The sequence below is a fragment of the Streptomyces sp. NPDC002144 genome (assembly GCF_053593695.1).
The window spans coordinates 22,552-41,693 of the sequence record NZ_JBSFDB010000056.1; the positions used below are offsets into that span (position 1 = coordinate 22,552).

At 68.4% G+C, this 19,142-nt stretch carries 14 protein-coding genes and 2 pseudogenes; 11 read left to right on the plus strand and 5 right to left on the minus strand.

Annotated elements, in window-relative coordinates; all coding sequences use genetic code 11:
• The first annotated feature begins 22 nt into the window (after nucleotides 1–22).
• Nucleotides 23–628: a TetR/AcrR family transcriptional regulator gene (locus ACWCQ1_RS44030; RefSeq protein WP_451029120.1), complete on the plus strand. Its 606-nt coding sequence runs from the start codon at nucleotides 23–25 to the stop codon at nucleotides 626–628.
• A gap of 91 nt (nucleotides 629–719) precedes the next feature.
• On the plus strand, nucleotides 720–878 hold the full coding sequence (locus tag ACWCQ1_RS44035; RefSeq protein ID WP_451029121.1) for a hypothetical protein: 159 nt from the start codon (nucleotides 720–722) through the stop codon (nucleotides 876–878).
• 555 nt (nucleotides 879–1,433) lie between these two features.
• Here ACWCQ1_RS44035 and ACWCQ1_RS44040 read toward each other — a convergent pair.
• Nucleotides 1,434–1,727: a DUF4193 domain-containing protein gene (locus ACWCQ1_RS44040; protein ID WP_451029122.1), complete on the minus strand. Its 294-nt coding sequence runs from the start codon at nucleotides 1,725–1,727 to the stop codon at nucleotides 1,434–1,436.
• Nucleotides 1,728–1,806: 79 nt separating this feature from the next.
• Nucleotides 1,807–3,837, minus strand: coding sequence for a HelD family protein (locus ACWCQ1_RS44045; RefSeq protein WP_451029123.1), 2,031 nt, complete (start codon nucleotides 3,835–3,837; stop codon nucleotides 1,807–1,809).
• A 385-nt stretch (nucleotides 3,838–4,222) separates the two neighbouring features.
• Here ACWCQ1_RS44045 and ACWCQ1_RS44050 point away from each other — a divergent pair, with 385 nt between their 5' ends.
• On the plus strand, nucleotides 4,223–4,594 hold the full coding sequence (locus ACWCQ1_RS44050; protein ID WP_451029124.1) for a hypothetical protein: 372 nt from the start codon (nucleotides 4,223–4,225) through the stop codon (nucleotides 4,592–4,594).
• Nucleotides 4,595–4,596: 2 nt separating this feature from the next.
• Here ACWCQ1_RS44050 and ACWCQ1_RS44055 read toward each other — a convergent pair.
• Nucleotides 4,597–5,351, minus strand: a pseudogene (locus tag ACWCQ1_RS44055) (transposase family protein).
• Between the two features lie 411 nt (nucleotides 5,352–5,762).
• A pseudogene (locus ACWCQ1_RS44060) lies at nucleotides 5,763–6,984 on the minus strand (oxidoreductase); the annotation flags it as partial.
• Nucleotides 6,985–7,238: 254 nt separating this feature from the next.
• On the opposite strand from ACWCQ1_RS44060, the gene ACWCQ1_RS44065 reads away from it, so the two are divergent.
• From ACWCQ1_RS44065 to ACWCQ1_RS44075, 3 genes are all read left to right on the plus strand, one after another.
• Nucleotides 7,239–9,833 carry a flavin-containing monooxygenase gene (locus ACWCQ1_RS44065; protein WP_451029125.1) on the plus strand — a complete coding sequence of 865 codons (2,595 nt, stop codon included), beginning with the start codon at nucleotides 7,239–7,241 and terminating at the stop codon, nucleotides 9,831–9,833.
• A gap of 225 nt (nucleotides 9,834–10,058) precedes the next feature.
• Nucleotides 10,059–10,808, plus strand: coding sequence for an SDR family NAD(P)-dependent oxidoreductase (locus ACWCQ1_RS44070; RefSeq protein WP_451029126.1), 750 nt, complete (start codon nucleotides 10,059–10,061; stop codon nucleotides 10,806–10,808).
• Between the two features lie 239 nt (nucleotides 10,809–11,047).
• On the plus strand, nucleotides 11,048–13,333 hold the full coding sequence (locus ACWCQ1_RS44075) for an ATP-binding protein (RefSeq protein ID WP_451029127.1): 2,286 nt from the start codon (nucleotides 11,048–11,050) through the stop codon (nucleotides 13,331–13,333).
• Nucleotides 13,334–13,426: 93 nt separating this feature from the next.
• Here ACWCQ1_RS44075 and ACWCQ1_RS44080 read toward each other — a convergent pair whose 3' ends face one another.
• Nucleotides 13,427–14,920, minus strand: a complete 1,494-nt coding sequence (locus ACWCQ1_RS44080; protein WP_451029128.1) for a long-chain-fatty-acid--CoA ligase — start codon at nucleotides 14,918–14,920, stop codon at nucleotides 13,427–13,429.
• Nucleotides 14,921–15,073: 153 nt separating this feature from the next.
• Between ACWCQ1_RS44080 and ACWCQ1_RS44085 the strand changes: the two genes are divergently transcribed.
• The 5 genes from ACWCQ1_RS44085 to ACWCQ1_RS44105 all read left to right on the plus strand — a co-directional run bounded on the left by ACWCQ1_RS44085 (nucleotide 15,074) and on the right by ACWCQ1_RS44105 (nucleotide 19,142).
• On the plus strand, nucleotides 15,074–16,243 hold the full coding sequence (locus ACWCQ1_RS44085) for a PucR family transcriptional regulator (protein ID WP_451029129.1): 1,170 nt from the start codon (nucleotides 15,074–15,076) through the stop codon (nucleotides 16,241–16,243).
• A gap of 63 nt (nucleotides 16,244–16,306) precedes the next feature.
• A complete protein-coding gene (locus ACWCQ1_RS44090; RefSeq protein WP_451029130.1) occupies nucleotides 16,307–17,212 on the plus strand; it encodes a LysR family transcriptional regulator in 906 nt (301 codons plus the stop codon).
• A gap of 179 nt (nucleotides 17,213–17,391) precedes the next feature.
• Nucleotides 17,392–17,790 carry a hypothetical protein gene (locus ACWCQ1_RS44095; protein WP_351955313.1) on the plus strand — a complete coding sequence of 133 codons (399 nt, stop codon included), beginning with the start codon at nucleotides 17,392–17,394 and terminating at the stop codon, nucleotides 17,788–17,790.
• Between the two features lie 51 nt (nucleotides 17,791–17,841).
• Entirely contained in the window at nucleotides 17,842–18,858 is a 1,017-nt protein-coding gene (locus ACWCQ1_RS44100; protein WP_451029131.1) for a hypothetical protein, read from the plus strand.
• Nucleotides 18,855–19,142, plus strand: coding sequence for an MmoB/DmpM family protein (locus tag ACWCQ1_RS44105; RefSeq protein WP_352358412.1), 288 nt, complete (start codon nucleotides 18,855–18,857; stop codon nucleotides 19,140–19,142). The genes ACWCQ1_RS44100 and ACWCQ1_RS44105 overlap by 4 nt, the downstream gene beginning before the upstream one ends.

The following is a 19,142-nucleotide window of genomic DNA, read 5'->3' on the forward strand; positions in this document are numbered from 1 at the left end:
AAGCTCGAACGAGGTGCCGCGGATGACAGCGACGGACCAGGCCACCACGCCACGCACGCGCCGCAGCCGTATGACCCCGGAACGCGAGGAGGAGCTCTACGCCACCGTCCTCGACGTCCTCCGCGAGGTCGGTTACGAGGCCCTGACCATGGACGCGGTGGCGATCCGCACCCATTGCAGCAAGGCCACGCTCTACCGCCAGTGGTCGGGCAAGCCGGAACTGGTCGCCGAGGCACTGCGCCGGAGTAAGGGCAAGGTCGTCGGCGACATCGACACAGGTTCCCTCCAAGGCGATCTGCGCGCGGTGATCGAACAGCTCGACGACGAGCAACTCCACAGAGAAGCCGCCCTGGTCCGCGGCCTGATCCACGCCGTCCACACCCACCCCGACCTCTTGCGGGCCCTGCAGAACCTGATCGTCGACCCCGACCCTGCCGGCATCGCGGCGATCCTCCGGCGAGCGGTGGCCCGGGGTGAGGTACGAGCGGACTGCCCGGCACTGCAGTACGTGCCCTACGTCTTGATCGGTGCCTTGGTGGCCCGGCCACTGGTGGCCAACCGGCCACCGGACCGGGCGTTCCTGCTTCACTATCTGGACTCGGTGGTCATGCCGTCCCTGACCACCTGACCCTGAGAGGCAAGCAGCAACCTGATACAGCACATCCGCGATCAAGCAGCATGATGCAGCAGTTGGGGATAGCTGCGCATCCATCGGAGGTGTGAGCGACCGCCTGGCCGTTCTCCGGGCGTTGGTTCACGGCAACGTGCGCCAGCTCGTCGCCGTGCATCGCTGGGTGCTGGCCGAGCTGGCGTATATCGATGTCGACTCATTGCAATGTTCGACTCCAAGGCCGCACACCGCACCGAAGGCAGAATGAGCGTGCGGCGGGCGAAGCGGCTCAAACGCAAGGCCGCCGCGCAGGGCCAGGGCGAGCTGTTCGCCACCTACCGGTATCACGCGCTGTTCATCGACAGCCCGTTCCCACTCCTCCGCGCCGGGTCCGACCACCGCGGCCACGCCGTCGTTGAGCAGGTCTTGCTCGCGGTCACCGCCCACACACTCACCCGAGTACTGGGTGCGCTGGCCTCGGCCCGCCACGCGAAGGCCCGCGGCGCCACCATCCGCACCGAACTGATCGCCGTCGCCGCCCATCCCGCCGGCAGCGGACGCGACCAGATCACCCCGTCATGGGCGCCGGTGGTCACGCCCTTGGCGGTCACCGCGATGCTTGGGGCTCTTGCTGCCGGCTTGTTCACAGCAATGGGGCGGACAGTGGGAGGCGCGCTCCGGCTCGAGAGAGGTCTCTTACCGGAGCGCGCCGCTCGTCCTCACCTACGCCGTGGCCCACTGCGAAGGGATCACGGCCGGTGCCGGCAGGAGCACATGGGGATGCCGGGACGGGTCGTGGGGCGTTGTCGTAGTCGGCGTGATGTCAGGTGTGGTCGCAGTCACGGCAGATGCGGAGAGTGCTGTTTCCGCCGGCGAGTTGGCTACGGTGGTACACGAGGAAGCAGGCCGTACAGACGAATTCGTCGGCCAGCGGCGGAAGTACCGGGATGGCCAGTTGCTCGCTGGAGAGGTCGGCGCCGGGCAGTTCGAGGCCCTCGGCGGCCTCGAACTCGTCGATGTCAATGGCGGGAGCGGATGTGGGTGTGCTCCGGGCGTTGAGCTCCTCGAGGTTGTCGATGACGCCGTCATTGCGTGGGGCGTCGTAGTCCTTTGCCATGCCACCTTCTCTGTCTTGATATTTGCGGTGCCTGCGCATGTCTGTGGCGCATGCGCGATAGGAAGCGGACGGTGATACGTCAGGCGGGCTGGGCGGTGATCGTGCAGAGCCTCTTGGTGGCCCGGGTCAGGGCTACGTACAGGTCCCTTTCCCCGCAGGGGCGGGCTGTGATGATCTCCGCGGGGCTCATGACGATGACCCCGTCGAACTCCAGACCGCGCGCTTGGGACGCCGGCACGACGCGTGCGAGCTGCGCGATGCCCGCGGCCGTCAGTTCGTCCACCCTCGTGTCCGCGCAGATCACCCCGACCAGCTCTCCCGGGTGGGCGGTGTGCTGGGCACGAATCTCCTGGGCGAGGGTGGCGACCAGCCCGTCCAAAGGTGCGGTCAGGGTGCGAGGAGCCTCACCACGTCGCAGCGACCGTGTCGGCGTCTGGTCCGGAGCGATCCGCGCGAGCAGGTCGCGCACACTGTCCAGGACTTCCTGGGTGGTGCGGTAACTGACGGTCAGGTTGTGGAGGTTGAACCGCGGGCCGACATGCGGACTCAATGCCTTCTTCCAGTCGCGTGCTGTCGCGACCGGGCCGGCCTGGGCGAAGTCGCCCACCAGCGTCATCGCCCGTGCTGGGCAGCGGCGGACGATCATCCGCCACTGCATGGCGGTGATTTCCTGTGCCTCGTCGACGACGACGTGCCCATACGTCCGCTCCGGCGGGCCGTCGATCAGGCTCGCCGCCTCGTCCAGCAGCGGCACATCGGCATCCGTCCACGGGTCGTCCGGACTGCGCAGCAGACCCGACCGCTCGTCCGCGGTCAGCTGGGGCAGATGCTCGGCGAGACAGGCGGGGTCGGTCAGGAGAGCCCTCACGAGGTCGGCGGGTACCAGCCGCGCCCACAGCGCCTCCACTGCCCGGTCGACGTGGGCGTCGTCGAGGAGATCGGCCCGGACGGCGTCCGCGTCGAACTCGTCGGCCGGTCCCGGGGCGGCCGCGTCGTCGTGGCCGTGGCGCAGGTCGGCCGCTGTGAACCGGTCGAGGTTCCTGCCCGTCAGCTGGGCGACCTCGGTGTCGATCTGCTCCAGGAGGTCGCCCATGTTGCGTGCCAGCGCATCGGTGACGGCGTCGACCAGGAGCTCCTTGAAGACCTGGCGCGCGGGGTTGTGCCCCAGCCCGGTCGTCACGGCGACGTCGCGTGCCACGGCGACTCTCTCGCCCGAGAGGTGAACCACATCCTCTCCGACCTGCACAGCGAAGTCGCCGTCCGGAGCCTGGTGGACGCGCAGCAGGGAGGCAAGAGCGTCGGCGAGGACGGAGCTGCCCTTGATGCGCGCCGCATCGAACGGCTCCACAGCGTCCGGGAACACTCCGGCCAGTTCCTGGCAGGTCGCCAGGACGACGTCGTTCTCGCCGAGCGAGGGCAGGACCTGGGAGATGTAGTCGAGAAACCGAGCGTTCGGCCCGACCACCAGGACACCTTGCTCCGCGGCGCGCGGGAACGCGTACAGGACATACGCTGCCCGGTGCAGAGCGACCACCGTCTTCCCCGTGCCGGGCCCGCCTTGCACCACCGTCACCCCGCGGTGCGCGGAGCGAACGATCTCGTCCTGCTCGGCCTGCAGCGTCGCGACGGCCGCTTGCATCCGGCCCGTACGCCGCGCCGAAAGAGCGTCGGTCAACGGGCCGTCGCCCACTACGTCTTCGGCAGTCGGGGCGGAGTCGTCCAGCAGTTCGTCGCTCACTGCGACCACCGTGCGATCCTCCAGGCGCAGATGCCGACGCCGCCGCAGGTTCATCGGGTGAACCGGCGTCGCCTCGTAGAAAGGCCGCGCCGCGGTCGCACGCCAGTCCACGAGCAGGGGCAGGTCGTCGGCCTCCGTCTGCAGTCCGATCCGGCCGATGCGCAGAGCGGTGCCGTCCGTCCAGTCAATGCGGCCGAAAACCAGCCCATTCTCGGCGCCCTCAAGCCGACCGATCTCCTTGGCCAGACGTTCAGCGGCGACCTCTCGCTCATATACCTCACCGGCGCTCTCGGCCGGAGCCGTGAGTACATCCGCCCGGTGCGCCCGCACCTCGGAGAGCCGCTCGGCGAGCAGTTCGTACAAGGCGGACACATGAGCTCGTTCCAATTCGACCTGACGCACAGCGGGGTGGTTGACCTGCGACAACAGAGGGCTCCTCTCGGTTCGAGCCACTACTATGCGGTCGAAATTATTCAAAAGTAAGTCTTGACTTACTTGGCTTGATCGTCACCTATGGGAGGGGAATATGGATGACCTGGGGGAATGCAAGTATGCGTTTGGCTCGGCTTACTCAATTTGCTTTTAAGCAGCATGTGTGTCCCCAGATCGGTGCTCGTGGACGGTTGAAGACGGCTGCTCACCCACCGCTGAATTCCGGCGGGACCTGCTGTGACAGGTGACAAAGCCACTGAGCCCATTCCAACTTCAAGCGACAGCTGATCGGCGATGTGTCACGGACGTCTGGTAGACCCTGGCTATGACGTTCTTGGCGGTGGTCGAAGGTGATGCGGGCGGATGGCGCATCGATCGGGATGCGCTGACGGACGCGATCCGTGCCCGGTGGTCTGAGGTCGCGATCGACTCGATGTACCGCGGCGAAGTGCGCAGCCTCACATGGGAGATTGAGACGGAGAACGGCCCGGGTGAGGCGTATCTGCACGAGGACGGTACCTGCCTGTACATGGACGTCTGGGAGGAAGACGCGATCTGGTTGGCGATCGTCTTCCGCAGGCTGGCACCCATGAGCCTTGACCTGGTGTTCTGCGATGAGGGTTACACCTTTGACGTTCGTGTGCGGGCTGGGATGACCGAGGCCGAGTTGACGGACCTGGTGAATGCTGCGGGTTGATCTCAGCCCGTGGCGACGAGCTGGAGGACCAGGACGGCTTGGACGAGGCTCGTGATCCGGGTCGTCGAACACCGGAGTTTGCGGAGGAGGCGCCAGGACTTGAGGGTGGCGATGGCCTGCTCGACCAGTGCGCGGATCTTTGCGTGGGACCGGTTGACGGCCTGCTGGCCGGTGGAGAGGCTGTCCCATCGGCCGCGGTAAGGGAGACGGACTGTGCCGCCTGCACCCTTGTAGCCCTTGTCCGCCCAGCAGGTGATGTCGGCCTCGGCGAGTGCCTCGATGATGCCGTGCTCGCGTGCGGCCCGGACGTCGTGGACGGCGCCGGCCAATGCTGGTGAAGCCCACATCAGACGCCCCTTCGGATCGGCTATGACCTGCACGTTCATGCCGTGCTTCTTGAGTAGAACGGGCGGTCGGCGGCGATCCGGTCGATGGGCAGGAGCGTCCCGTCCAGGATCACGTACGCCTTCGCCGACGCCGCTCGTGCGGCTTCGGTGAGAGTGGGGGCGAGGGCGGCCAGGAGGTTGACGGCCTCGGTGATGTATCGGTAAGCGGTGGTGGTGCCGTCCCCGAATCCGGCCGCGAGCTGGGCGTAGGGCTGGCCGTTACGCAGGTGGGCGAGGGTGAGCAGGGCCTGTCGGTCGGCGTTCAGGCGCCGCCACCGGGTTCCGAGAGAGCGGCGGTGCTCCCTCAGGCGAGCGGCGAGGAAGCGCAGGGCAGAGCTGGACACGTCGACGCCGGACGGGTAGACAAGCATACGAAGCCTCTGGTGGACACGGTTCTCTTGGTCGGAAACCCATCTACCAGGGGCTTCATCTGTCTGTCATCCCAACTTCCCAACTGACACGGGAGGTTGGAAAGAGCTCACTGCGTTGCGGAGGCAGGCATCGGCTCACCTTGGGGGTGGGCACGAAGGCCACGTCGCGGGTTGGTCATCAACGGTGCTCCCCTTCGCCACGGTCCAAACGAGACGGCCGCGGCGACCGCCGCCCGGTCGAAGAGGAAGTGTCGGCGCAGGTTTGAGGGGCTGATGGGATTGCCGCCGCGTCTGAGGAGTCCCTGGGCGGCGAGGTGGGTGGAGAGTTGTTCGGGGGTGGGCTCGGCGCCGTGTCGGGACTGGTAGTTCATCCACTCCAGGTAATAGCGGTCGGTCAGGGCCAGACGGCCGCTTGGCCGGGATCCGCCGGACGATGTTGAGCTGGCCGCCGATCTTGTCGTCGGCGTCGAACAACGTGACGTCGTGGCCGCGTTGGGCGGCCGTCACCGACACCGCCAGCCCGGCCGGACCTGCCGCGACCACGGCCAGGCTTGCGGCGGCGCGTAGGGGACAGCACCAGCTCTGTCTCGCGGCAAGCACGCGGGTTGACCAGAGAGGAGGTGATCTTTCCGCTGAAGTTGTGGTCCAGGCAGGCGTGGTTGCAGCCGATGCAGGTGTTGATCGTGGCTGGGCGTCTGGCGCGTGCCTTGGCGACGAAGTGGGGGTCGGCGAGGAACCGACGGGCCATCGAGACCATGTCCGCTCGGCCTTCCGCCGGCAACTCCTCCGCGATCTCCGGGTGTTGATGCGGTTGCTGGGCACCAGGGGGACAAAAACGGATCCCTTCAGGCGCTCGGTGATACACGAGTACGCGCCGCGGGGTACTGAGGTCGCGATGGTGGGGACGCGTGCCTCGTTCCAGCCGATCCCGGTATTGATGATCGTGGCGCCGGCCGCCTCGACCGCCTTGGCAGGGTGCTGCCGTCGGGGACGAGATCGAGCATGGACAGGCGATAGATGAGGATGAAGTCAGGGCTGACACGTTCGCGTACGCGGCGGACGATCTCGAGGGGGAAGCGAACCCGGTTCTCGTAGCTGCCGCCCCAACGGTCGGTGCGGTGGTTGGGCGCCGGGGCGATGAACTCGTTGATCAAGTAGCCCTCGGACCCCATGATCTCGACGCCGTCATAGCCGACTGCCCCGGCGAGCGCAGCCGCCAGGACGAACGCCTCGATTGTCTCCTCGATCTCATCATCGGTGAGCGCCTGCGGCACGTAATTGTTGATCGGCGCCTGGCGGGCGCTGGGGCGAACAGGTCGGGGTGATGGGCATATCGGCCGGTGTGCAGGATCTGCATCGCGATCCGGCCACCCTCGCGGTGCACCGTCTCGGTGACGAGCGCGTGCTGCTCCGCCTCAGCCTCTGTGGTCATTTTGGCACCATCCGGGAAGGGGCGACCCCGTTCATCAGGTGCGATCCCGCCCGTGACGATGAGTCCGGCGCCGCCGCGGGCGCGCTCGGCGTAGAAGGCGGCCATCCGTTCGAAGCCCCGCTCGGCCTCTTCCAGGCTCAGGTGCACTGAGCCCATCAGGACACGGTTCGGCAGGGTCGGCAGGTGAGGGCAGCGGGACATCGGCCGGGCTCCTGCTCCTGAGTCGTGCTGCGACATGCGAGCAGTTGTATGACCCCGGAGGACGTTATGCAATCAGTTGCAAAAGATCGCCGAAGTCTCGCGAATCCGGCTGCTCACCCCATTCACCAGCGGTTTCGCATCTGAACCGAGTCGCCGAAGCCGACCGACCCGGCAGAAGACAGGTAGGGGATCAGGTATGCCATCAGGTATCCCTACCCGTAGCCCTCGCAACGTGCCGAACCCAGAGTCGGTACATGACCGAAACACATGTCGACGCAGTCGTCGTGGGTGCCGGCTTCTCCGGCCTCTACGCCACCCACCGCCTCCACAACCAGCAGGGCCTGTCGGTTCAGTCCTTCGAGGCGGCCTCGGGACCGGGCGGCGTCTGGCACTGGAACCGGTACCCCGGCGCGCGCTGCGACTTCGAGAGCATCTTCTACTCCTTCTCCTTCGACGAGGACCTGCAGCGTGAGTGGCGCTGGAAAGAGCGGTACGCCGCGCAGCCGGAGATCCTGGCCTACCTGGAGCATGTGGCCGACCGGTTCGACCTGCGCCGCAGCTACCGGTTCAGCACGCGCGTCACGTCTGCGGTCTGGGACGAAGCCGCTCAGCGCTGGGTTGTCGGCACGGACGACGGCGGCGTCACCATCGCACGGTTCTTCATCAACGCGGCCGGCGCCTTCTCGGTGAACAAGCCGAACGACTTCCCGGGCCAGGAGACGTTCCGAGGCACGGTCGTCCACACCAGCCGGTGGCCGGCCGACGGCGTCGATCTGGCGGGCAAGCGTGTCGCCGTGATCGGCACCGGCTCGACCGGTATCCAGGTCATCCAGACGATCGCCCCGCAGGTCGCCGAACTGACCGTGTTCCAGCGGACCGCGAACTTCGCCTGTCCCCTCGGGAACCGTCCGCTCACCGATGAGGAGTTCGAGCAGGTCGTCGTCGACTACCCGAGGCTGCGGGAGGAGTCGCGCAACAGCCTGGCAGGCGCCGCGTTCCCGCGCGCCACGCGCTCCGCGCTGGCGGACAGCCCCGAGGAACGCCGCAAGACGTACGACACGTACTACAACGGCGGCGGCTTCCGGATGCTCGCGTCCACCTACTTCGACCTGACCTTCAATCCGGCCGCCAACGAGACGGCGGCGGACTACATCCGGGACCGGATCCGGGAGCGGGTCAAGGACCCGAAGACCGCGGAACTGCTGACTCCGAAGGGGCACCCGTACGGTGCCAAGCGCGCCACGTTCGAGACGAACTACTTCGAGACGTTCAACTTGCCGCACGTGCGTCTCGTCGACGCCCGGACGACCGCGATCGAGCGGATCACCGAGAAGGGCATCGCCACCACGGCCGAGGAGTACGAGTTCGACGTGATCGTGCTCGCCACGGGCTTCGACGTGGGCGCGGGCGCCCTGATGCGGATGGGCGTGGTGGGCCGCGACGGCCTGAAACTGACCGACCACTGGGCGGACGGGCAGCGCGCGTACATCGGAATGGCCAACCACGGCTTCCCGAACCTGTTCCACGTCAACGGTCCGCAGAGCGCGGCGGCCCTCTTCAACAACCCGACCGCCATCGAGGACAGTGTCGACTTCATCGCCGACCTCATCGCCTATACGGACGCGCACGGGCACCGGACGGCCGAGGTGACTGCTGCGGCAGAGGACCGGTACAACGAGCTGGTCCTGGAGGTCGCCGAGGCGACCCTGTTCCCCAAGGCGGTCACCTGGTACATGGGCGACAACATTCCGGGCAAGCCGCGGAGGCCGATCTCACTGTTCACCGGCGCGCCGATGTATCGCGCCATCTGCGCCGAGGTCCAGGCGACCGAGTACGCCGGCTTCTCGCTCGACGGGGATGAGCGTGCCCTGCCGAACACGATCAAAGTCGACGGTGCGGCGGTCTTCCTCCTCGCCGGCCTGATGAACATGGGCGCCAAGCCGCTTGAGGAGTCCTCCCTGGAGGAGATCCGAGGCGCCATCGAGGGCTTCAAGCACCTGCAGCTGCCGGTTCCCGAGGATGTCGGCATCACCGATACGCAGTACCCGACGGACGGTGGTGAGCGGACGGTGCGCCTGTACCGGCCTCCGGTCGAGGGCCCGCTGCCCGTGGTCGTCTTCCTGCATGGCGGCGGCTGGATCGCGGGCAGTCTCGATGCGTACGACGAGCCCTGCGCGTCCCTCGCCCGGCGCCTCGGTGCTCTCGTCGTGTCCCCGGACTACCGGCTCGCCCCCGAGCACCCCTTCCCGGCGGCGATCGACGACACGATGGCGGCGCTGCGCTGGGCGGCGGAGAACATCGCCGAGTACGGCGGCGACCCGGAGCGGATCGCCGTCGGTGGCGAGAGCGCCGGTGCGAACCTGGCCGCAGTGGCCGCGCTCCGCGCCCGGGACGAGGGCGGACCGCGCCTTGCCGCCCAGGTCCTCGTCACTCCGCCCGCCGATTTCACCGCCGACACCGAGTCCCGCAAGACCTTCGCGCGCGGCCCGATCATCTCCACTGAGCTGGGCGCCCGCATGGCGGCCTGGTATCTCGGCGACCCTGCCCACGCGACCTCCCCGTGGGCTGCTCCAGCACGGGCGCGGGACCTGTCGAACCTGCCGCCCGCACTGGTGATCACCATGGAGATCGATCCGCTGCGCGACGAGGGGGAGGACTACGCGCGAGCGCTGACGGAAGCCGGTGTACCGACCGTCTGCCGGCGTCTCGACGGTCTGATCCACACCACGTTCGTGCTCTCCGGTGCGATTCCGCGCGCCGTCGAGATCCAGGACGCCATCCGCGACTTCCTCGTGCCGCTGCTGTCGGCCGAGGCCGGGACGGCAAAGGCCGCGGCCACCCTCGGCTGAACAGGCCCGTCGCTCACGGCACACGAGCCGTGAGCGACGGGTCCCAATTGCTTGCCCGGCGTCTGGCCGGGCCTGTGCTCCGCGCGGCATCGATGGCTTGATGCCCACGGCGCACCGCTTCTGACGCTCGCTCAACGCACGCCAGGGATACCAACCACTATCCGGCGTGCGATGGCGGGGCATCACAACACGATCACCATTACGTAGATTGGAGAGGAAATCAGCATGACCGGAATTCTGGAGGGCAAGCGGGCGCTGCTGACGGGCGCGCACCGGGGCCTCGGCCTGGCGGTCGCCGAAGCGTTCGTCGCCGCTGGCGCCCGCGTCGTGATCGCCGACATTGAGGGGGCCGACAAGGCAGCTGCGGAGATCGGCCACGACACCGTCGGTGTCACCTGCGACGTCCGCTCCGGCGACAGTGTGGCCGCGGCGGTCGCCGAGGCCACGCGTGCCCTGGGCGGACTCGACGTGCTGGTCAACAACGCCGGTGTCGAGTCCTTCGGTCCCCTCCACGAACTGACCGAGGAAGAGTTCGACCGGATGTACTCGGTCAACCTGCGGGGTACATGGCTGGTCTACAAGCACGCGCTTCCCGCCCTGACGGACGGCGGCGGCGCGATCGTCAACATCGCCTCGCTGGCCGGCGTCGTCGGGCTCCCCCTGATCGGAGCCTACTCGGCGGTCAAGGCCGGTGTCGTGCGCATGACCGAGGTGATGGCGCTTGAGCTGCGCGACCTTGGAGTGCGCGCCAACGCGATCTGTCCCGGCGTCATCGAGACCCCCATGAGCGAGCGCCTTTTCACAGAGAGCGAGGCCGGAACGCAGCTGAAGGAGCTGTTCATCCAGGGGCAGGGACGGCTCGGCACACCCGGGGAAGTGGCCTCTGTGGCCACCTTCCTGGCCTCCGAGGGCGCCTCGTTCGTCAACGGCACCGCCACCGTGATCGACGGGGGATGGAACGTGAAGCGAATGTGAGAGGGCTGATCTGCTCACCGCCGGCGCACCCGCGCTCACCGGCGGTGTCAGGCGGCGAGACGGCGGCCCGGCGGGCCGCCGCCGGGGCGGGGCCGAAGGCCGCGATCGCCGGTGTTCGCGAGAATTGACCAGAGCCGCGAGGGTGTGGTGTTCGGGTTGGACTCGCCTAAGATCTCTGCATGACTAGCGCCCAAACCCCTCAACGAGGAGGGAACCGGGTCGGTCCGTCTCTGAATCGCTTGATCGCGCGAAGGAGCGATCTCGACGTCGCACAGCGGACACTGTCGGAATCCAGGCTGCTGACCTTCGTCGGGGCAGGCGGTGTGGGTAAGACGCGGCTGGCCCTGGAATTGGCCTATCGAGCTCGCAACGGCTTCCCCGACGGCGCGTGGCTGGTCCGACTGGCCGATCTGAGCATCGGTGCAGGGGGCGCGGAGGTGGAGGCCGCGGTGGTCAGCGCCTTGGGCATCAACGATCAGTCCGCCACGCAGCCGCGTGAGAAGCTGCTGTCCTTCTTGAGCAACCGCAAACTGCTGCTCGTTCTGGATAACTGCGAGCACGTGCTGGATTGGGTGCGGGCGGCGGTGCCGGTCATGCTGCGCGAGGCTCCACAGCTGCGCGTGGTGGCCACGAGCCGGGAACCCCTCGGTGTCGAGGGGGAGGTGCTGCGGCCGGTGCTGCCACTGAGCGTCCCCGAAACTGCCACCCCGGCTGCGCAGCTGATCGCGGACGGGTCGGTGAGCTTGCTGGTGGAGCGGGCGCGTGCCGTCGATCCCGAGTTCGATGTCACCGAAGACAACGCTGAGGCCGTGGTCGAGCTGTGCCGACTGCTGGAAGGCATACCGCTGGCTATCGAGCTGGCAGCAGCGAAGCTGCGAGCGCTGACCGTCGAGCAGGTGGTGGAACGGTTCGGCCGACGGCTGGCGTCGTTGACCGCGCCGGATGCCGAGTCCCGGTCGCGGCACGGATCACTGCGGGCGATGGTGGACTGGAGCTACCAGCTTTGCCCGCAGACCGCGCAGATCCTCTTGCGCCGTTTGTCGGTGTTTCCCGCAACCTTCGATCTTGAGCTCGCTGAAGAGATCTGTGCTTTTGGCGAACTGCACCCCGACGACGTCTTTGATTCCATCGAGCGTCTCGTAGGGCAGTCGATCCTGCTGGCCGAGCGCGATGTCGGCACCATGCGGTACCGCCTGCTTGCTCCCGTCCGTGAGATCGCGGCCGAAAAAGCCGAACAGGCTGGCGAAGCGGACGAGTTGCGGCGCAGACATCGCGACGTGATGCTGCGCCGGGCCCAGCGGGTCCTCGACCAGTGGTGCGGTCCCCAGCAGGAGGCCCTGCTGGAGCGGATGCGCCTTGAGCACGCGGACCATGTCGCAGCGGTGCAGTGGAGCCTCTCGACTCCGGGGGAGGAACGAGCCGCTCTGCGCCTGATGGCACGGCTGCGCTACCACTGGCTGTCCGGAGGGTTCCTCGCCGACGGCCGGACGCGGATGGAGGCGGCGCTCGCCGCGGTCACCGCGCCGTCGCCGGAGCGGGCCGAGAGCGTGTGGGTGATGATCTGGATCGCGTTGCTCCAGGGGGACCACCACAGTGCCGGACGGTGGCTCAGCACACTTGCAGACCTTGCCGAGGAACTGGACGACCCCGGCGTAAAGCTGCGTGTCACCCACTGGGGGGCGCTGTGGGCGCTCTTCACCGGAGACGCCGACACCGCGGTGCAGGGCTTGCGGACCGCTGTCGACGGACACCGCGACCACGGTGATCGTGAGTTGGAACTCGCCGCTCGCTATATGCTCGCCACCGCGCTCGCCTGCGCCGGCCGGGCAGCCGAGGCCGTGGAGATCAGCCGCAGCACGGTGGCTTTGTGCGAGACGTACCCAGACAGGTCCGCCCGCGCCTTCTCCCTCTGGGCTGCGGGCCTGGCCGAGTGGACGTTGGGCCACCTGGAGGAGGCGGAGCGATCGGCCCGTGCGGCACTGCGGGTTCAGCTCTCGTCCGAATGGATCGGCCTCGCTCTGTGCACCGACCTGCTGGCCTGGGTGGCCTACGACCGCGGTGAGGCGGACCGCGCGGCCGCCCTGTGTGAGGCGGCACGGCGAGTGTGGTGTTCCCTCGGCACGTCGATCGCCGCATTCGGGCCGCAGCTGTCGGAGTTCGCGGAACGCCACTGCGTCCACCGGCCCGATCCGCCGAATTACGGGGGTGGCGAGCCCTCCGTTCCTCTGTGGCGCCTGCGGGATGTGATCGATCTGGCCCTGGGCGCCGAGGGGAGTACGGCCGTGGCCCGGCGCGCCGATGCCACCGAGCCACTCACCAAGCGGGAACTGGAGGTCGCCGCCCTGATCGAATCCGGCTTGTCCAACCGGGAGATCGCCCATCGGCTGGTGATCGCGAAGCGCACCGCCGACGGTCACGTCGAGCGGATCCTCGCTAAGCTCGGGTTCACCTCGCGGGCCCAGATCGCCGCGTGGATGGCCCGGCGACGCGCACAGTTCGCCGGGCGTACAGGCGGGATCGTATAGCGCCGACCGCACCCGGCTCCGACCGCTGTTCGCCCGTCAGACGTGAGGGCCTCCGAGCCGCCACAACTGCTCGGAGACCCTCATCCGTTGTCCTCAGATGTTGGGTGCGGTGATCTCCCGCTTGAGGATCTTGCCGGTGGGCCCGGTCGGCAGCGAGTCGGCCAGCCACACGCGGCGCGGGTACTTGTACGCCGCCACCCGCTCCTTGACGAACTCCTGCAGCTCCTCCGGCGTGGCCTGCCCACCGGGGCGCAGTACGACCGCGGCGGCCACCTCCTCACCGAGCTTGTCGTCCGGCACGCCCACGACGGCGGTCAGGGCGACGGCGGGGTGCTCGTGCAGGACCTCTTCGATCTCGCGCGGATAGACGTTGTAGCCGCCCCGGATGATCAGGTCCTTCTTGCGGTCGACGATGTACAGGTCACCGTCCTCGTCCCGCCGGGCCATGTCACCGGTGCGAAACCAGCCGTCGGAGATGGCCGCCGCCGTTTCCTCGGGACGGTTCCAGTAGCCCTTCATCACGTTCGGGCCGCGCACGACCAGCTCGCCCACCTCGCCCGTGGCCACTTCCTGTCCGTCGGCGTCCAGCAGCCGTACCTCGACGTCACGGACGGGCGTCCCCACCGAACCGGGCTTGGGCGGGCGGTCGGGGCGGCAGGAGGAGACGGCGGGGCTGGTCTCGGACAGGCCGTAGGCCTCCAGCACCCTGCAGTCGAAGTGGCGCTCGAAGCCGTGCAGGATCTCCACCGGCAGCGCGGCCCCGCCCGAGATGCAGGTACGCAGGGCGGGTACATCCACGTTCGCGGCAGCCGGGTGCTGCAGCAGGGCCGCGTACATGGTGGGGACGCCCTCGAACACGGTGGCGCTCTCGCGAGCGAGGATGTCGAGCACGGTCTCCGCGTCGAACCGGGGGACGAGCACGAGCAGAGCGCCACTCTTCACCGCGGCGTTGAGGGTGGAGGTCTGGCCGAAGATGTGGAAGAGCGGCAGGCAGCCCACCACCACGTCGTCCGAGCTCATCCTGGCCAGGTCGGTGACGATGATCTCGGTGTTGTGGCGCAGGTTCGCATGGGTCAGCGAGGCGCCCTTGGGGCGGCCTGTGGTGCCGGAGGTGTAGAGCAGGACCGCGATGTCGTCCCCGTCGACCGCGGCGACCTGTCGATCGGGCTCGTGCCGCCCGAGACGCTCGGCGAAGTCGGCGGGCTCGACGACCAGGTGCCGCACGCCGGCGGCGGCAGCGCCCTTGTCGCCCTGACCTGGCGCCTCGTGCCACTCGAAGAGCAGCACGGCACCGCAGTCCCCCAGGTGGTAGGCGACCTCCCGCTCCTTGAGCAGCGGGTTCAGCGGCAGGACTATGCCGCCGGCGCGCAGGACGCCGTAGTAGAGGATGACGAACTCGGGTGAGCTGGGCAGCATCAGAGCGACCCGGTCGCCGGGCCTGACCCCCTCGGCGCGCAGCAGTGCGGCGGCTCGGGCGCTCGCCTCGTCCAGCTCCGCGTAGCTGATGGTCGCCGTTCCCAGCCGCAGCGCCGGGCGCTCGGGCTGTCGGGCGGCCGTCGCCACCAGGAACTCCGCGAGATTGGGCATGCCTGTCTCCTCTTGCGACTACGTGCACCGCGCGTCCCAGCGATGCTTGGCGGCATGTTGCCGCCCGTGATGAGGAGGGTCTATGGCAGCACATACAGCATCGCTGTGGACTACTTGTTCCCAGAAACAAGGACACCGCCATAAGCTGCGGAGATGGACCTCTCCGCTGTCGCTTCGGTGCTGCAGGAGCGCCTTCACGAAATCAGTGAGGTGTTGGCGGTGCGCATTCGTGCCGAGGTTGATTCCTACGCCGATGATTCGGTTGTTCCCGGGGAATCGCTTCGATTTTCCCTAGAAAGCAATGCGCGCGTCGTCCTGGCGTATTTGGCCGAGGGCGGCGAGCCCGACGTACACCCGGCACGCGAGACCGGGCGGATCCGTGCCGAGCAAGGCGTCCCGTTGGCGGAAACGCTGCACGCCTACCGGACCGCGTTCGACTCCCTCTGGGCGCAGATCGTCGATGAGGCCCGGCAGTACCCCGAGATCGATCAGGCGCAGCTCGCAGCCGGGTCCTCGGAGATCTGGGTGTTGTTCGGCCGATACGCGGAGGTGCTCGCCACCGCATACCGGGAGACCTCCGCCGAGTTGAGTCGGCAGCGGGAGGCGAGACGTTCAGCAGTGGTCGAGGCCCTGTGCAGGGGTGACATCGCGGACCGTGCTGGCCTCGACGACGCGGCTCGCCATCTCGGGCTGCCCCAGGAGGGACCGTATGCGGTGGTGGTGGCCACGGCTCCCGGAGGAGCAGGGGAGGAACCGTTGCCCGGGATCGAGGCGGCGTTGCGCGAGGCCCAAGTGTCCTCGGCCTGGCGGCTGCTGCCGGATCAGCAGATCGGCCTGCTGTCCCTCGCCGTGCCGGACGCCGAGACGCTCAGCGTGCGGACCCTGCGGCGGCGCCGCGCCCGGGTCGGGATCAGCCCTCTTTTCGACTCACTCAGCGACACCCCCCAGGCATTGCGGTTCGCACGGCTGGCGCTCACCGGGCTGCCCGGGGAGTCGGCGGGCGTGGCCCGCTTCGACGACCGTCCGCTGGCTATGGTCGTCGCGGCGGCGCCCGAGGAGGCGACCCGCCTGGTGCGCCTCGTCCTGAAACCCGTGCTCGCTCTGCCCTCGCGCGACCGGACGCGTCTCCTGGAGACTCTTGGCCACTGGTTCGCCGCGGGCGGTCGGGCGCCGGACGCTGCCGAGCGTATGTTCCTGCATCCGAACACCGTCCGTTACAGGCTGCGCCGGGTGGAGGAACTGATCGGTCGCCCCCTGTCCGATCCCCGCACCCTGGCCGATCTGGGGCTGGCGCTTGAGGCCTTGCGTGCCCTTCCTCGCTGATCAGCTTGTACGGGCCGGGAGCATCGGAGAGAAGGGGTCAAGCGCCCACCTATGCTCGCCAGCATGGAACTACGGCACATCCGGTACTTCGTCGCAGTTGCCGAGGAGTGCCACTTCGGGCGCGCCGCGGAGCGTCTGCGCATCGCGCAGCCTCCGCTGTCGCAGCAGATCAAACAGTTGGAGATCGAACTCGGGGTTCAACTGCTGACCCGGTCGACCCGCCGGGTCGAGCTCACACCCGCCGGTGACCGGTTCCTGGAGCGGGCGCGCGGCATCCTCGCCGCGGTGGACGCCGCTGCGGACGAGGCGGGACGCGTCGCCGCGGGCCTGGTCGGCAAGCTGGCCATCGGTTTCACCGGTTCGGCGACGTACGAGCTGCTGCCGACGGTGGCCCGCGCGCTGCGCGAGGAGTTCCCGGGGATCGAGCTGGAGCTCAAGGGGGAGATGCTCACGCCGCGACAGGTGGAAGCCCTGCACGACCGGTCCCTGGACATCGGCTTCCTGCGCCCCCCGGTGCGCGACCCCGGGCTGAACGTCCTGGTTTTTCGCCGGGAACCGCTCATCGCCGTGCTGCCGGAGGGGCACGAACTCGCCGACCGGAAGAGCGTGCCGCTGGTCGAACTGCAGACCGAGCCATTCATCTGTTATCCCTCCCACCACCGATCGGTGGTGTACGACGCCGTTTTCGATGCTTGCCAGCGGGCGGGCTTCCGGCCTTCGGCGCTGCAGGAGGTGACCGAGACCTCGACGCTCGTTGCCTTCGTGGCCGCCGGACTCGGCGTCGCGCTGGTGCCCGCCTCGGTGCAGCACCTGCACATCACCGGGGTCACGTACCGGCCCCTCGCGGGCACGACCGAGGAGGTCGAGTTGGCCGTCGCCACCCGAGCCGGCGAGGACTCCGCGCTGCTCGCCCAGGTGATGCCTCGCCTGCGATGGCTGCTGGGCGGTGGCCGACCTGCCACGCGCTGACGGCCGCGGCCCTGCCCACCGCGGAGCGGTCGAGTGTGACGCGCCAGGTATCAATCGATTAGTAATCGATATTTCACACGTCATTGCGGCTCTGTAACACTCGGAGCAACCGCAGGCCGCGGCAGTGGCGCACCGCCCGAGCGGCCCCGCGGACGTCAGCTCGGACCAAGGAGCGCCCGATGACGCCGTTCATGATTTCCGTGATGTCCCTGCTCGACGGGGCGCCACCGCCCGTGCCGGAGACCGAACCGAGCCAGGCCGGCCCGGTGGCGGTCGTCACCGACACGCAGGTCGTCGTCCGGTCCCTCGCCGAGCAGCTGGTCTGTGAGGCGAACGCGGTCCTCCGGGACCACGGCACCGCCTTCACCCTGGCGGACGAGACCGGTCCCGGGAGCCTGTCCTTCACCATCGGCTGCGGCGAAGCCGAAGCCCGGGTGGAGACCGCCGTCTCCGGCCGTACCGCCGTCGCCCGGCTCACCGCCTCCGGTCTCCCGGACGACGGACCGCGCCGGCTCACCAGCGAGGACGAGCTTCAGGCACTCCTGCTCGGCCTGATCGCCGCCTCCGTACGCCGCTGATACAACGCGGCAACCGTCCCTGATGCCGATGAAGCCCGTCAGGAGAAGCTCGTGCAATACGAACTGCGCTACCGGGTCCTCGAACCGAGGCGCCAGACCTACCAGAACGTGATCGACCGCCTCGGCGACCAGCCGGCGAGCCGCTATCTCGAAGCGACACTCGACGTCGAGCCGAGGGAGAACTTCCACTACCGGCCCACCTGGGCGCAGGACCGCGAGCTGTATGACGAGCGGTTCTCCGCCCTGCGGCTGACGGATCCGTACAGCTACACCGATCCGCGCCAGTACTACTACACGCCGTACGTGACTCAACGGGCCGCGCTGCACGACGAGTTCGGCAAGACCCTGGGCTACCTGGAGGCGCGCGACCTGCTCGCGAAGCTGCCCGAGGCGTGGCACACGGTCCTGACCTCGGTGGTCGTCCCGCTCAGGCACTACGAGTCCGGGGCCCAGCTGGTGAGCGTCTCCGGCGCCCGCTTCGCCTACGGCACATCCCTGGAGCAGTGCTGCACCTTCGCGGCGTTCGACCGGATCGGCAACGCACAGATGCTCTCCCGGGCCGGGATCGCCGCCGCCGGCGGCACCGCCGAGGCGCTCAAGGAGGCCAAGCGGCAATGGCTTGACGGCGAGCACCTCCAGCCACTGCGCCGCCTGATCGAGGAGATCATGGTCGTCGAGGACTGGGCGGAGGGCCTGCTGGCCGTCGACCTCGTCGACTCACTCATCTACCCGCTGCTGTACCAGCACCTCGACGAGACCGCGCTGCTCGGCGGGGCCGGCGCGTACAGCCTGGTCGCACAGCACCTGGCCACGTGGTACGCCGACCAGCGCAGGTGGCTGGACGCGCTGCTCACCTGCTGGGCGAACGACCCGGAACGCGGCGAGGACAACCGCGCAGCACTGACCCGGATCGCCGCCACCTGGTCCGACCGGGCACACGACGCGGTCGCGGCCCTCACCGAGGCGATCGACCAGACGCTCCCGCAGGCGGCAAGCACCACTGTGCTCGGCGACCTCGCCGGCGCCCACGCCACCGCATGGACCAAGACCACCGGAGGCGCCGCATGAGCACCGGAACACTGCGCCAGGTCGGCATCGACCTCCAGGAGTCCGAGGAGAATCGGGCCTTGATCGAGGCGATCAAGGACGACAACCCCGAACTGACCCTCCGTCACCTTCCCGGCCTCGTCAAGCTGCAGGCGGCGGGCCGGATCGTCATCAACCGCGAAAGCGTCGAGAACCGCCTCGGGCGGGAGTGGGAGACCGGCGAGTTCCAGCTGGCCATCGTCTCCTACACCGGCAACTTCTCCGAGTGGGACGACGACCAGATCGTCGTGAGTTGGGAGCACTGA